Annotated in this window: 13 protein-coding genes; 8 read left to right on the top strand and 5 right to left on the bottom strand. The window is 68.4% G+C overall.

All coding sequences use genetic code 11. The annotated features are described in order from the left end of the window. Positions 1 to 9: 9 nt before the first annotated feature. Together RHA1_RS08680 and RHA1_RS08675 are read right to left on the bottom strand one after the other, a co-directional pair. Positions 10 to 375 carry a cupin domain-containing protein gene (locus RHA1_RS08680; protein ID WP_011594716.1) on the bottom strand — a complete coding sequence of 122 codons (366 nt, stop codon included), beginning with the start codon at positions 373 to 375 and terminating at the stop codon, positions 10 to 12. Between the two features lie 11 nt (positions 376 to 386). Continuing rightward, positions 387 to 2,504: an oxidoreductase gene (locus RHA1_RS08675; protein ID WP_011594715.1), complete on the bottom strand. Its 2,118-nt coding sequence runs from the start codon at positions 2,502 to 2,504 to the stop codon at positions 387 to 389. A 230-nt stretch (positions 2,505 to 2,734) separates the two neighbouring features. On the opposite strand from RHA1_RS08675, the gene RHA1_RS08670 reads away from it, so the two are divergent. Together RHA1_RS08670 and RHA1_RS08665 are read left to right on the top strand one after the other, a co-directional pair. Continuing rightward, a complete protein-coding gene (locus RHA1_RS08670) occupies positions 2,735 to 4,276 on the top strand; it encodes an APC family permease (protein WP_011594714.1) in 1,542 nt (513 codons plus the stop codon). Positions 4,277 to 4,362: 86 nt separating this feature from the next. Further along, entirely contained in the window at positions 4,363 to 5,289 is a 927-nt protein-coding gene (locus RHA1_RS08665; RefSeq protein ID WP_011594713.1) for a LysR family transcriptional regulator, read from the top strand. Here RHA1_RS08665 and RHA1_RS08660 read toward each other — a convergent pair. Further along, positions 5,286 to 6,494: an enhanced intracellular survival protein Eis gene (locus RHA1_RS08660; protein ID WP_011594712.1), complete on the bottom strand. Its 1,209-nt coding sequence runs from the start codon at positions 6,492 to 6,494 to the stop codon at positions 5,286 to 5,288. The two genes, RHA1_RS08665 and RHA1_RS08660, sit on opposite strands and share 4 nt — an antisense overlap. Before the next feature lie 119 nt (positions 6,495 to 6,613). Between RHA1_RS08660 and RHA1_RS08655 the strand changes: the two genes are divergently transcribed. Beyond that, positions 6,614 to 7,291: a YrhK family protein gene (locus RHA1_RS08655; RefSeq protein ID WP_011594711.1), complete on the top strand. Its 678-nt coding sequence runs from the start codon at positions 6,614 to 6,616 to the stop codon at positions 7,289 to 7,291. On the opposite strand, the gene RHA1_RS08650 is transcribed toward RHA1_RS08655, so the two are convergent. Further along, the gene (locus tag RHA1_RS08650) at positions 7,249 to 8,154 is read right to left on the bottom strand and encodes a dienelactone hydrolase family protein (RefSeq protein ID WP_029539397.1); all 906 of its coding nucleotides are present in this window, start codon (positions 8,152 to 8,154) and stop codon (positions 7,249 to 7,251) included. The two genes, RHA1_RS08655 and RHA1_RS08650, sit on opposite strands and share 43 nt — an antisense overlap. A 193-nt stretch (positions 8,155 to 8,347) precedes the next feature. Here RHA1_RS08650 and RHA1_RS08645 point away from each other — a divergent pair, with 193 nt between their 5' ends. From RHA1_RS08645 to RHA1_RS08625, 5 genes are read left to right on the top strand one after another with little or no spacing between them, the layout of a single operon-like run. After that, positions 8,348 to 8,968 carry a flavin reductase family protein gene (locus tag RHA1_RS08645; RefSeq protein ID WP_009474474.1) on the top strand — a complete coding sequence of 207 codons (621 nt, stop codon included), beginning with the start codon at positions 8,348 to 8,350 and terminating at the stop codon, positions 8,966 to 8,968. Then, a complete protein-coding gene (locus RHA1_RS08640) occupies positions 8,965 to 10,425 on the top strand; it encodes a 4-hydroxyphenylacetate 3-hydroxylase family protein (RefSeq protein ID WP_011594709.1) in 1,461 nt (486 codons plus the stop codon). The genes RHA1_RS08645 and RHA1_RS08640 overlap by 4 nt, the downstream gene beginning before the upstream one ends. Next, the gene (locus tag RHA1_RS08635) at positions 10,422 to 10,835 is read left to right on the top strand and encodes a RidA family protein (RefSeq protein ID WP_009474472.1); all 414 of its coding nucleotides are present in this window, start codon (positions 10,422 to 10,424) and stop codon (positions 10,833 to 10,835) included. Before RHA1_RS08640 ends, RHA1_RS08635 begins: the two co-directional genes overlap by 4 nt. Then, a complete protein-coding gene (locus RHA1_RS08630; protein ID WP_011594708.1) occupies positions 10,832 to 11,503 on the top strand; it encodes a DUF1028 domain-containing protein in 672 nt (223 codons plus the stop codon). Before RHA1_RS08635 ends, RHA1_RS08630 begins: the two co-directional genes overlap by 4 nt. Next, on the top strand, positions 11,500 to 12,654 hold the full coding sequence (locus tag RHA1_RS08625) for a M20 family metallopeptidase (protein ID WP_011594707.1): 1,155 nt from the start codon (positions 11,500 to 11,502) through the stop codon (positions 12,652 to 12,654). Before RHA1_RS08630 ends, RHA1_RS08625 begins: the two co-directional genes overlap by 4 nt. Here RHA1_RS08625 and RHA1_RS08620 read toward each other — a convergent pair. Continuing rightward, positions 12,651 to 13,058 carry a VOC family protein gene (locus RHA1_RS08620; RefSeq protein WP_009474469.1) on the bottom strand — a complete coding sequence of 136 codons (408 nt, stop codon included), beginning with the start codon at positions 13,056 to 13,058 and terminating at the stop codon, positions 12,651 to 12,653. The two genes, RHA1_RS08625 and RHA1_RS08620, sit on opposite strands and share 4 nt — an antisense overlap. Between the last annotated feature and the right edge of the window lie 138 nt (positions 13,059 to 13,196).

Here is a 13,196-nt window from a genome sequence, read left to right as displayed (position 1 = left end):
GGTGTGGGATCAGGGAACATAGATGGCGAACTGTTTGAGCAGGGGCTCGTCGACGCGGTACTCGCCGCGCCACCCCTTGGTCAGGGTGAATGCGTCGCCGGGTCCGAAGGTGTGCGAGACGCCGTCGTCCGCTGTCAGCGTCACCGAACCCTCCAGCACCCGGGTGTATTCGTCGCCCGGGTAGGACTCGATGTACTCGCGATACGGCTCGGCGCGCCAGGAGCCGACGGTGAACTTCTCGTCGCCGCTGCTCAGGTGGATCATTTCGTGTTCCTTCGGATCGCCCGCCCGGAGCGTGTCCGCGGTGACGTACGCGCTGGGTGTCATCGCCGCGATGTTCCGGGCGTCGGTCGGGATCGGGTGCACTGCGGTCATGGTGGTGTTCCTCAGTTCTGTGCGTTGGCGAGCGGGGGGACGGAGAATCTCTCGACGGGTTCGATGGACAGTCCGGTGACTTCGCGTCGGAAGGCGACCGGGCCCGCGGCGGGTGGTTCGTCCAGTTCCTCGGCGTACCGGTGCCCGGACCAGACCGCCGCCGCGATGGTGGACGGGGCCCAGGCGTCGCCGATGCCGCGGACACTGCGCAGGTCGGCGCCGCCCCATTCGGATTCGCGCGACTGCAGTTCGTGGAACAACCCGTCCTTCGGGAGCCGCGCGGTGACGAGGACGACGCTGTCCGCGTCGACGAACTGCTCGTCGCCGGTGAACGCGCACACGGTGCGGACGCCCTGGGGGGTGACCGCGGTGACGGCGCGGTTCACCTGAACGTGCACACCGGCCTTGATGATTCGCTTGCGGATGCGGACCACCTCCATGGTGTTCGTCGTCCACTGCGACACGTGCGCGGCCGGCGTGATCAGGGTGACGTCGAATCCCTCCTTGGCGAGGAGTTCGGCGACGACGGCACCGAGGTAGTAGTGGTCGTCGTCGAAGAGGACGACCTTGTTTCCCCGGGGCCGGAGCCCCGCCATCACGTCGTCGGGGGTCAGGACGTCGGCGTGCTCGTCGACAGGAACGGCGTGGGTGTGCCACCGGCCGACGCCGTCGCGGCGCCAGTGCGAGCCCGTCGCGACGACCACGTGCTGGAAGTCGTTCTCGATGACGTCGTCCGCGGTCATCTCGCTCTCCATGAACACGTCCACGTCGGGGAGCCTGCGGAGTTGCTGTTCGCGGTAGTCGACCACACGGACCCACGCGGACAGGCCGGGCAACTTGGACTCGCGGGTCACGCGGCCGCCGAGTTGCCTGCTCGCCTCGGCGAGGCTGACGTGGTAGCCGCGTTGCCCGAGTGCGCGGGCCGCCTCGAGTCCGGCGGGGCCGGCGCCGACGACGAGGACGTTCGAATCGGTCGAGCGCACCTTGATCCGCTCCGGGTGCCAGCCGCGCCGGAACTCCTCGCCCATCGTCGGGTTCTGGGTGCAGCGGATCGGCGACATGGTGAAGTCGCCGGACACGCAGATATTGCAGCCGATGCACTCCCGGATGTCCTCGAGGTTCCCCTCCTCGATCTTGCGCGGAAGGTACGGGTCGGCGATCGAGGGTCGGGCCGCCCCGATGAAGTCGAGGATGCCGCTCTTGACCTGATGCAGCATCGTGTCGGGCGAGGTGAAGCGGCCGACACCGACGACGGGTTTCGTGGTGAGCTGCTTCAGCCCGCGGACATACGGCTCCTGCTCCGCCTCGGGACCGAACCGCGACGTGACGGAGTCGTCCTCCCAACTGCCCAGCACGAAGTCCCACAGATCGGGGGTCTCGCCGAGCAGGCCGATCACGTCCTCGATCTCGCTGCGGGTGATCCCTTCGTCGCCGAGGAGTTCGTCGACCGAGATGCGGCACGCCACAGCGGCCTTCCCGTCGGCGACCTCACGCGAATCCTCGAGGATCTCGCGGAGCAGGCGAACCCGGTTGGTCAGGCTGCCGCCGTACTCGTCCGTCCGGTTGTTGTACCGGCGGGACAGGAAGTGGTGCAGGCCGCCGATCGCGTGCCCGGCGTACACGTAGACGATGTCGTATTCGGCCTTCAGCGACCGGCGCACCGCCTCCTTGTGCCAGTGCCGGAGGTCGGCGATGTCCGACTTGGTCATCGCCCTGGCCTGGACGGGGTCGTAGTTCCAGGAGACGACGGGCAGATTCTGCGGGCCCAGCGGGGTCTCGCGGCTGATCAGGTTGGGACTGTTCAGGCCGTTGTGGGCGAGCTCGATGCCGGCGAGGGAGCCGCCCTCGTGAATCTTCTCGGAGATCCGGGTCAGGGCGGGCAGGTCCTGGTCGTCCCACAGGCGCAGCTCGATGAACGGGCCGATGTCCGAGGTCGGGTGGATCTCGACCTGCTCGGTGCAGACGACGGCCCAGCCGCCCTCGGCCTTGACGCGCCGCATGTAGGCCTCGCCGGAGGGATCGCGGTAACCCATGCCGTTGCAGTGCGGGACTTGGAAGAATCGGTTGCGGGCGGTGACCGGTCCGATCTTGACCGGTTCGAAAAGGATGTCGTATCTCGGATCACGCACGGTGGGTTCCTCACGCTGTTCGGTTCGTGCAGTGCCAGAATCGTCGGTCCGCGCGACCACAACAGTCAACAGGATCTTTCCGTGCCACTGCATCAGTTATTCAGATGCCAACCCGGCGGCCTCAGCATCTGGATAACTGATGCAGTACCCCGGATCTTTGTGCTGTACAGATTTGCCGGGTGCGGACGAGAGTAGTGACCGGCATCACTGCAACGTGAGAGGCACGATCGATGAGCGACAACACCCCCACCGCCCTGGCGGACGAACAGATGCAACATCTCGAGAAGTCACTCGGCCGTTTCGACATCGTCTTCCTCATCGTCGCGGCGGTGGTGTCGGTCGAGGTTCTCGGTCAGGTCTCCACCTTCGGCGCGGAGACCTTCACCTGGGCACTGGTTCTCGCGGTGTTCTTCCTGCTGCCCTACGGCCTCATCTTCGCCGAGATCGGCAGCACGTTCACCGGCGAGGGCGGGGTGTACGTGTGGGTCCGGAGAGCGTTCGGCCGGCCGCTGGCCGCCCTCGCATCGCTGCTGACGTGGGTGACCCAGCCCGTGTGGGTCGGCGGGTCGATGGCGTTCATCGCCGCGGAGACCTGGAACCACTACGTCACCGCGTTCGAGGAAGGATCGGTGACGGACTACCTGTTCAAACTGGTCTTCATCTGGCTGACTGTGCTCGCGGCCGTCGTGAGTCTGGCTCGCGGCAAATGGATTCCGACGGTCGGCGCGTTCCTCAAGATCGTCTTCCTGCTGTTCTTCCTCGTCACCACCGGCATCTACGCCGCGAAGAACGGATTCGCCGGCATCTCGGCCGGCGACTTCAGCCCCACCCTGACCGGGCTCCTCGGTGTGACGCCGCTGCTGCTGTTCTCCTACCTCGGGTTCGAATCCGGGAACAGCGCCGCCGGGGAGATGAAGAACCCCGCCCGCGACGTCCCGATCTCGATCGCCCGCGCCTGCGCCATCGCCGCCGCGTCCTACCTGCTGCCGATCTTCGCCATCCTGCTCGTCGTCCCCGCGGACGACATCACCGGTGTCGGCGGACTCCTCGAGGCGGTCGCGACCGTGTACAGCGTGTACGGTCCCGCCGCACCCGCCATGCTGACCGTGACCGGGGTGATCTTCGCGGTGATCCTGATGACCCAGGGCGCGGCGTGGATGATCATCAGCGACCGCATGCAGGCGATGGCCGCGGCCGACGGTGCGTTCTTCGGCGGATTCTTCGGCCGCTTCCATCCGCGTCTGGGAACGCCGGTGCGCGTCAACTTCCTGTCCGGACTCGTCGCCACCGTCTTCATGGTCGCGGCCATGCAGATCACCGGCTCCGGCGGTTCCATCTTCGCGGTCGTGCTCACCATCTCGATCTCGACGTTCCTGCTCAGCTACCTGATCGTCATCCCGTCGGCGGTCCGCCTGCGCACGCGTTTCCCGGACGTCGTGCGGCCCTTCCGGGTTCCCACCGGAAACGCGGGCTTCCGCGTCCTCGGCATCCTGTGCTTCGCGTGGGTGTTGCTCGGTTCCTGGGTGGCGGTCTTCCCCGGCACCCTGGAATCGGTGTTCGGCCTGGACTACGACTTCGAGGAGATCTGGGGAGTGAACCAGGGGACGTTCGAACTGTTCACCCTCGGGACGCTGGCCGTGCTCGCGCTCCTCGGCGCCGTCGGATACGTGCGTGGCAATTCCGTGCGGTCGGCGAGCGGCCCGCGCCGCACCCGGGAAGACGGCCCCGGATCGCAGCCGGATCCCGACCTCGTGAACGCCGACATCCGCTGACGGTGTCGCGTCCGCCGCGTGTGTCGTGGGTGGCTCCCCGGTCGGAGACCTGCAATCCTGGTGGCCTCAGATCCCGAGGAGAGTGCATGCAACGACGACCCGACGTGACGTTCACCCAACTGAGGTATTTCGTCGAGGCCGCGAACTTCTCCAGCATGACGAAGGCCGCCGACGAACTGATGGTCGCGCAGTCGGCGGTCTCCTCGGCGATCTCCCAACTCGAGCATCAGATCGGCACCCAGCTCTTCATCCGGCAACGGTCCCGCGGACTGGTCCTCACCGCTGCGGGGGAGGAGATGCTCCGCGACACCCGCAGCGTCCTCGCCCACCTCGGTGAGGTTCTCGACGCGGCGCGCGGCCACGAGGACAACGTGCGGGGAACGGTGCGCCTGGCCTGCTTCGTCACCCTCACTCCGTTCATCCTCCCGACACTGATCTCGGACCTGCGCGATCAGCACCCCGACCTGGAGGTCGAGGTCGTCGAGACGCAGGCGGAGGCGGTGCGGGCGGCGCTGCGCAACGGCACCGCGGAACTGGCCCTGACCTACGACCTCGCGCTGGGCGACGACATGGAGACGGAGACGCTCGGCGTTGCCAGGCCGCACGTCATCCTTCCGCCGGACCACCGGCTGGCCGGCCACGACGCGATCACCCTCGCCGACCTCGAGGGCGAACCCATGGTGTTGCTGGACCTGCCGAGCAGCCGCGACTACTTCCTGGCGATGCTGTCGGCGGCGGGGGTCACGCCGGTGGTCCGGTACCGGTCGGCGAGCTACGAAACGGTGCGCGGACTCGTCGCTCGCGGCCACGGCTTCTCGATCCTCAACCAGCGGCCCGCCGAGGGCCGGACCTACGACGGCGGACGCGTCGCGTCGCTGCCCATCGCCGACGACGTTCCCGGCCTCCCGGTGGTGCTTGCCCGGCTGAAGGGTGTGCGGAGCACGGCGCGGGCCCGGGCCGTCGCCGAACGGGCGCGGGCCGTGTTCGCGAAACAGGCGGGTTCGGCCCGCTAGAACGGCCACCCCATCTGGGCGTCGCGGTCGGCGCCGAAGGCGTGATCGAAGCGGTCGAGGACGTCGGGGTCCGCGGCCTGCAGCCGGTTCGCGGCGGCGAAGGTGCGTGCCCGGTGGGCGCCGAGATACAGGCTGCCCAGCACGTCCAGGTCGAGCACCACCTGCGGGGTGGAGTCGGTCGGGGTGCACAACGCGGTGCCGTCCCGCACGGTCAGCGCGAACCGCCCGCCGGCGTCCAAAAATCCGTCGTCGACCTGGATCACGACGTCGAAGTCTGTTCGGTACCTGCGGGCCTCGAGTGCGGCGGGCACGTCCATGATCCGGACCCACAGCTCGTCGTGGCGCGAGGTGGTGCGTACCAGCCGGCCGTCGGTCAGCAGATACGGCAGTGGGTCCTCGGGGGTGAGGTGCGCTTCGATGCGCCGCACGAGGTCCAGGCCGAGCAGTGCTCGCCACAGCGCGGCGTGCGCGTCTCGCGTGACGGTGCGGATCTCCTCCACCCGGGCGACGGTTCCGTTGTCGCCGGACACGCGACGGTAGAGCACGTAACCGTCGTCGTGCACGAGCCCGAACAGGCTTGTGCCGCCGCCGCGCTCGCTCTCACGGTCGGCGAAGATCCGATTCCACACGATCTCGGGCCGCACCTGCGCCCCCGGGGTCACCCGTTGCCAGCGGTCGTAGACGTCGGTGAACGCGGCCCGGGCCTCCGCCGGATGGACCATCCGCACACCACCCGGGTCCGGTGCCTTCGGGTGCGGCACCGCGAATCGGCGGTCGATGCTCGACGTGGTCTCGATGGTCGCGGGTCCGTACCCGAAGCGTCCGTAGATCCCGCCCTCACTGGCCGTGAGGAGCGACAGCGGGACCCCCGACGTCCGGATGCGGTCGTGATGTTCGGTGTAGAGCGCGCGAAGGAGGCCGCGGCGTCGATGGGTGGGCGCGACCGTCACCGCGGTGACGCCCGCCGCGGGAACGCCCTCGCCACCGGGAACGGTGACGGTCATAGGGATGTCCATGGTGGCGCCGACCACCGCGTCCTCGTCGACCGCGATGATCGGCGGCGCGCCGCTGACGAGTTGCCTCCAGTGGGCGGTGAACTCCTCGGTCTGCGGTGTCACGAAGCAGATCTCGTTGAGCAGGGTGATCTTCGGCCAGTCCTGTTCGGTGGCCGTTCTGATCGTGATGCCGGCGGTGGTCGTCGTCATTCCCCGACACTGGCACACCCCACGTGGACTCGCAGCCGAATTTCGGCGTCCGACCTTGACCCGGTGCGCGCTTTCGGAGAGTCTGAAACCTTGCCGACCGGTGAGGGGGTGACGTCACGGTGTCGAATGACCACCCCTCGTCCGCGCCTCGCCGCACGCTCCGGCTGCGCCGCGAATCCTGGGGATTCGTGATCGGCTCCTTCCTGTTCGGGCTGGCGGCCACCCGGGTGTACGGGCACGCGGTCGGCGCCGAGATCGACAACATCACCTACTTCGTCGGGTCGCTGTTCTTCACCACCGCCGGGTTCATCCAGTTGCGGCTCAGCGGCAGGCCGGTGCCCGGGGAGGACTCCGCGACGGTCGAACGCTACGACTGGTGGGCGGCGCTGATCCAGTTCGTCGGCACCTTGCTGTTCAACGTGAGCACCGGCGTCGCGCTGATCCAGGGCCTCACCGTCGAACAGGACCGGGTGTGGGGGTGGCGTCCCGACATCTTCGGGTCGACGGCATTCCTCGTCGCCAGCGGTCTGGCTGTGGTGGCCACCACCGAAACCGACAAGCTGTGGGATCCGCATGCCCGCAACTGGCGCAGCACCTGGTTGAACATGATCGGGTCGGTGGCGTTCGGAGTGTCCGCTGTCGGCGCGTTCATCGTGCCCGGCACGGACTCGCTGAAGAACCCGACGATCGCCGATCTGGGCACGTTCGTGGGCGCGGTCTGTTTCCTCGTGGCCGCACTGCTGATGCGCCCGCCTCACCCCAGGTATTCGCCGAACCAGGCGAGGACACGTTCGTAGGCCTCGGCTGCCGCGGTCGCGTTGTAGCGGGGCCCGGTGTCGTTGAAGAACGCGTGATCGGCGCCCGGAACCGTGACGATCTCATGCGGCAGTCCCGCCTTCGCGAGTGCGGCGGCAGCGGCGTCCCGGGACGCGTTCACCCGGGCGTCCAGTTCCGCGTAGATGGCGAGGACCGCGGCCTTCGACCCGGAGAAATCGGCGCCCTCGGGCAGGGGCCCGTAGAAGGGGACCGCCGCAGCCAGCCTCGGCTCACCGGACGCGAGGAGTTGCCACACCATCCCGCCGCCGAAACAGAACCCGACCGCCGCGATCTTCTCGTCCGGCACCCGACGCCCGAGTTCGTCCACCCCGGCCTTCATGTCGGCGACGAAGCGCGCCGGCGGCACGGTGGCCAGCGCGGCGGTCGCCTGCGCCTGATCGGTGAACGTTGCGGTCCCGCCCTCCTCCGAGAGCAGGTCGAGGGCGAGCGCGGAGTAGCCGGCACCCGCGAATCGTCCCGCCACCGAACGGATGTGGTCGGTCAGGCCCTTGTTCTCGTGTATGACGAGGACCGCTCCGCGAGGTGTGGCGGCGTCGGCCCACGCACCCTGCAGGACGCGGCCGTCCGGCCCGGGGAACGTCACCGCTTCGGTCTCGACGGCCTCGGCCGCTCCCGGCGGTGGGGGCGTCGCTCCGCCGGGCGTCACCGGCGCCGACGTCGGCGACTCGTCGCTGTCGGTGGAACAGGCGGCGAGCAACGAGGACGCCGCCGCCACGCCGAGGCCGATGAGTCCGAGTCTTCGCAACGCCTCGCGGCGGGACAGCAGCCCGTCGGCATGGTCGATCGCGATCTCCTCGGCGATATAGCGTTGCAGTGGCGTCATGATCGTCCCCGTCCGCATCGGCTGATGTAGGGAATTATCCCTGGTCGAACCCGTGATCGGCATCGGTTCCCAGTTCATCACTTTTCCTTATGCAGTGCGCCACTTATCTGTGTTGTACAGATTTCACCGGGGACCTCAAGATTGGTGCAACGGCACGAACTCCTCGCTCACCGCACACAGAAAGGAGCCCGTCATGCCGATCGCTGACCGTCACCCAGCCGTCGAAACGACGGCCCGAACATCGGTGGCCCCACCGATGCCGGACAACTCGACCGCGAACTTCGTCATGGCCATGAGCGCCGTCGCGACCGGAGTCACCGTCGTCGCGACCGACGGTCCAGGCGGGCGCGCCGCCCAGACCGTGAGTGCGATGTGCTCCGTCTCGGCCGACCCGGCACTGGTGCTGGTCTGCCTGCACGGACGAAGCCCGGTCAACGACGCGATCTCCGAGAACGGCGTCTTCTGCGTCAATGTGCTTGCCACCCAGCACGATCACGTCGCCGACACCTTCGCCGGCCGCCCCTGGCCGGGCAAGCGGCGGTGGGACTTCACCTGCGGGCACTGGACCGTGGCCGAATCCGGCTCACCCCGCGTCCACGACGCGATCGCGTCGTTCGACTGCACCGTCCACGACGTCATCGAGGCCGGTACCCACCGCGTCTACATCGGACGCGTCGCCGCCGTGGAGGCACACCCCGGCGAACCCCTCGTGTACGCCTCCCACACCTACAGCAAGCCTGCAGCGTTCGAACCTTCCACCTTTCCCGACTACCCGGACGCACACCCCGCGCCGAGGACGAGGAGCACGAAATGATCCGCACCGGAGACGAATACAGGGAGTCCATCAGAGACGGCCGTGAGGTCTGGGTCGACGGGGAGCGCGTCAAGGACGTGGCCGACCACCCCATGTTCAAGCCGATCGTCGAGGTGCGGGCACGCATCTACGACCTCGCGCACGAGGAGGCCACGCAGGACGCGATGACCTACGTCGATCCCGAATCCGGCGAACGCAACGCCATCGCCAACAAGCTTCCCCGCACGCAGCAGGACTGGCTCGACAAGCGCGCCGCCGTCGACCTGGTCCTCGGGGACACCCGGGGCGTGGTCACCCGAGTCGGTGACGAGACCATCGGCGAGATGTGGTCGCTGTTCGACGGCCAGGACGTCCTCAACGAGGTGGACCCGCGCTTCTCGGAGAACATCCGCCGCCACCTGGACCGGTCGGTCCGGGAGGACCCGTTCCACGTGTCGGCGAACACCGACCCCAAGGGCGACCGGTCCAAGGCGCCGCAGGATCAGGACCCCGACATGCTCCTGCACGTCGTGAAGGAGACCGACAACGGCATCGTCGTGCGCGGCGCGAAGTACGAGACCGCCGCCGCCTACTCCAACCAGGCGTTCACCAAACCCACCATCGCCAACTGGGGAAACAGCGAACTGTCCGACTACGCTGTCGGGTTCGTGCTCGACATGGGCGCGCCGGGGCTGAAGTACATCTCCCGCAACGGGTTCGCCGGCCGCGCGCCGTCCGCCGACTACCCGCTCGCCAACCGGGTCGACGAGGTCGAGTCCCTCGTCGTGTTCGACAACGTCGAGATCCCCTGGGAAGACGTTCTGTTCTACCGGCACACCCGGGCAGCCACGTTCATCCGCTCCACCCTGCACCGCTACAGCGCGTTCCCGTTCGTGCAACGCACTCTGCACCTCGCCGATCTGATGATCGGATCCGCACTGTGGAACGTCAAGCAGAGCGGCCTCGAGAAGCAGCAGGCGGTGCAGGAGAAGCTCGCCCAGCTCGCCTGCTACCGGGAGACGATCAACGCCCACCTCACCGCGGCCATCTCGCTCGCGGAGCCCAGCCCCGGCGGCCTGCTCATGCCCAACCAGTCCCTCCTCTACACCGGCCGGGTGATGGCGCTCAGCCAGCTGCCCGCGATGATGCACATCGCCCGCGAACTGTGCGGCGGCCAGATCTGCATCACCCCGGACGCCGCCACGTTCGCCGACCCCGACGTCGCGCCGTGGCTGGAGAAGTTCTACTCCATCAACGACAACTGGGTGGCCGACGACCGTCGCAAGCTCCTCGCGTTCGCCCGCGACCTGCTCAACAGCGACTACGCGGGACATCGCCTGACGTTCCAGCTCTTCGCCCAGTCACCGCCGTTCGCGCAACTCGCCGCCGTCTACCGCAACTTCGACTTCGACGGTCCGCTCGGACTGGTCAAGGCCGCAGCGGGACTGTCGAACAACGTCGACGGAGGTGCGGCATGACCACCCACACCCGCATCCGCCCGTTCAACACCCGCGACACGTACCCGGAACAGAACCTCGACAACGACCTCGCGCAAGCGGTCGTCGCCGGCGGAGTCGTGTATCTCCGCGGGCAGATCGGACAGGACCTCGACACCCGGGAGTCGGTGGGAATCGGCGACGTCGAGGCCCAGGCCGAGAAGGCGATGGCGAACATCGCGATGCTGCTGAAGGAATCGGGCAGCCGGCTCGAGGACGTCGTCAAGGTCACCATCTACCTGGTGGACATCCGGTACCGGGAGACCGTCTACCGGGTGGTCGGACGCTGGCTGAAAGGTGTGCATCCGGTGTCCACCGGCATCGTCGTCGACGCCCTCGCCCGGCCCGAATGGCTCGTCGAGATCGACGCGACGGCAGTGATCAGCTCATGACGTTCTCACTCGTCGCCCGCGATTCCGGGGGCGCGTTCGGGATGGTCGTCTGCTCCTCCAGCCCCGCCGTGGCCGCACGCTGCCTGCACGTGCGGTCCGGGGTCGGTGTCGTCGCCTCCCAGAACGTGACCAATCCGCAGCTGGGGCCGATCGGCCTCGACGCGCTCGCCTCGGGTGCGAATGCGGAAACCGCACTGAAAACCGCACTCGCGCAAGAGAAGTTCCCGGAGTACCGCCAGGTCGTCGTCGTCGATGCGGACGGCGGCACCGCGGTGCACTCGGGCGCGCAGACGTTGGGCATCCACAGCAGTGCGCAGGGCGGCGGCGCCGCCGTCGCCGGCAACATGCTCCGCGACGAAGGCGTCATCCGGTCGCTGCTGTTCGGCTACGTGTCGAGTACCGCCCCGACGTTCGAGGGCAGACTGTTCGACGGACTCACCGCGGCCGTCATCGCCGGCGGGGAGGCGGGGCCTGTGCACTCGGCGGGAATCCAGGTGGTCGAGGACGTGCCCTGGCCCGTCACCGATCTGCGCGTCGACTGGCACGACGACCCGGTCGGCGAACTGCACCGGCTGTGGACGGTGTGGGAACCGCAGAAGCGGGACTACCGGGCGCGGGGTGTCGACCCGACGGCCGCCGCGTCCTACGGCGTGCCGGGGGACCTGTGAGCGCCGACGCCGCGGTACGTGACGGAGCCAGGAGGGCGGAAGACCGGATCCTGGCTCTGTCGCACGACCTTCACGCCCACCCGGAGGTCGCGTGGGAGGAGGAACGTTCGTGCGTCCGGGTGGCCGGGGTGCTGTCGGACGCCGGTTTCACGGTGGAGCAGCAGTACGTCGGACTGCCCACCGCGTTCCGCGCGCACGTCGGTTCCGGACCGCTGCACCTCGCGGTCTGCGCGGAATACGACGCGCTCCCCGGGCTCGGACACGCGTGCGGGCACAACGTCATCTCCGCCATCTCGGTGGGGACGGCGCTGGCCCTCGCCCCGCTGGTCGACGACCTCGGGATCACCCTGTCGGTACTCGGCACCCCCGCCGAGGAAGGCGGGGGCGGCAAGATCGACATGCTGAAACGCGGAGCGTTCGAGGGCGTCCACGCCGCCGTCATGGCCCACCCCGGCCCGGTCGACGTCGCCCGGGCCGAACCGTACGCGGTGTCCCACAGTCACATCCGGTACGACGGCAAGGCAGCACACGCCGCCGCGTACCCGGAACGGGGCGTCAACGCGGCCGACGCGTTCACGGTGGCGCAGGTCGCCATCGGGCTTCTCCGGCAACAGCTTCCGTCGAGCACGCGAGTGCACGGAATGATGACCCGCGGGGGAGAGGCGCCCAACGCCATCCCCGAGCGCACCGAAGGTCGCTGGTACGTGCGCGCGGAGACGCTGGAGGAACTGGCCCGCATCGAACCCCGCGTGGCCCGCTGCTTCGAGGCCGGCGCCATCGCAACCGGCTGTGAACTCACCATCGCCCCCGAAAGCGAACCGTACTCGGAGTTCCGCACCGACGAGGCGCTGCTCGCGTCGTACGTCCGGCACGCGGAGGGACTGGGCCGCGGATTCCGCACCGGTGCGGACTCGCTGATGAACCGGGCCTCCACCGACATGGGCAACGTCTCGCAGGTGATTCCCGCGATCCACCCCTACATCGGAATCGACTCCGCGCCTGCCGTCAACCATCAGGCCGAGTTCGCCGCGGCCAGCGCCGCGCCCGCCGCAGACCGGGCGGCCGTCGACGGCGCGCTGGCCCTCGCCCTGACCCTGCTCGACGCCTGCGGCTCCGCCGCCCGTGAGTACTTGTCAACCGCCCGACGTTAAGAAGTACTCACGGGTGGAGCAAAGAATTCGAGCGCGATGTTGTCCGGGTCGCGGAACGAGATGCCGGACCCGTAGTGCGCCGTCTTGATGCCCCCGTGCTCGATGCCGAGGGCGTCGAGCCGCTCCACCCACCGGGGCAGCGCGTCGGGGGAACACTGGAACGCGATGTGGTCGAGTCCGACCTGCCGTTCGTCGAACCGTGCGGGAGCGCCGCTGTCGGGGTGCGTGTGGAGGCCGAAGAGCATGCCGCCGTCGAGCGCGAACACCGTGTGGTGGAAGGTTCCCGATTCCTCGTCCTCGTCGAGCACGGGGGCTGATTCGAACAGTGCGGTGTACCAGGCGGTGCTGGCCGGTAGGTCGGACACGGTGATCGCGACGTGGGTGAGGCCCGGGAAACTGGACATCTGCGACAACTTCCTTCTCCGGTGAATCGGTCTCTTCTTTCGACCCTAGCGAGCCGGCGCTGCCGGGTGGTGGACAAACGCGAAACCCTGCCCGAGCGGGCAGGGGCGGGCACTACGCACACCGCCCGAGCCTGTAAC

Source organism: Rhodococcus jostii RHA1 (assembly GCF_000014565.1).
GTDB lineage: Bacteria > Actinomycetota > Actinomycetes > Mycobacteriales > Mycobacteriaceae > Rhodococcus_F > Rhodococcus_F jostii_A.
Note: the sequence above shows the minus strand (reverse complement) of the source record. Positions and strands in the feature narration are given on the sequence as shown.

Coding starts and splice junctions, on each gene's coding strand:
- RHA1_RS08640 (WP_011594709.1), top strand. CDS start 8,965: ATGATCCGCACCGGAGACGAATACAGGGAGTCCATCAGAGACGGCCGT.
- RHA1_RS08660 (WP_011594712.1), bottom strand. CDS start 6,494: ATGACGACGACCACCGCCGGCATCACGATCAGAACGGCCACCGAACAG.
- RHA1_RS08630 (WP_011594708.1), top strand. CDS start 10,832: ATGACGTTCTCACTCGTCGCCCGCGATTCCGGGGGCGCGTTCGGGATG.
- RHA1_RS08650 (WP_029539397.1), bottom strand. CDS start 8,154: ATGACGCCACTGCAACGCTATATCGCCGAGGAGATCGCGATCGACCAT.
- RHA1_RS08635 (WP_009474472.1), top strand. CDS start 10,422: ATGACCACCCACACCCGCATCCGCCCGTTCAACACCCGCGACACGTAC.
- RHA1_RS08620 (WP_009474469.1), bottom strand. CDS start 13,058: ATGTCCAGTTTCCCGGGCCTCACCCACGTCGCGATCACCGTGTCCGAC.
- RHA1_RS08670 (WP_011594714.1), top strand. CDS start 2,735: ATGAGCGACAACACCCCCACCGCCCTGGCGGACGAACAGATGCAACAT.
- RHA1_RS08645 (WP_009474474.1), top strand. CDS start 8,348: ATGCCGATCGCTGACCGTCACCCAGCCGTCGAAACGACGGCCCGAACA.
- RHA1_RS08665 (WP_011594713.1), top strand. CDS start 4,363: ATGCAACGACGACCCGACGTGACGTTCACCCAACTGAGGTATTTCGTC.
- RHA1_RS08680 (WP_011594716.1), bottom strand. CDS start 375: ATGACCGCAGTGCACCCGATCCCGACCGACGCCCGGAACATCGCGGCG.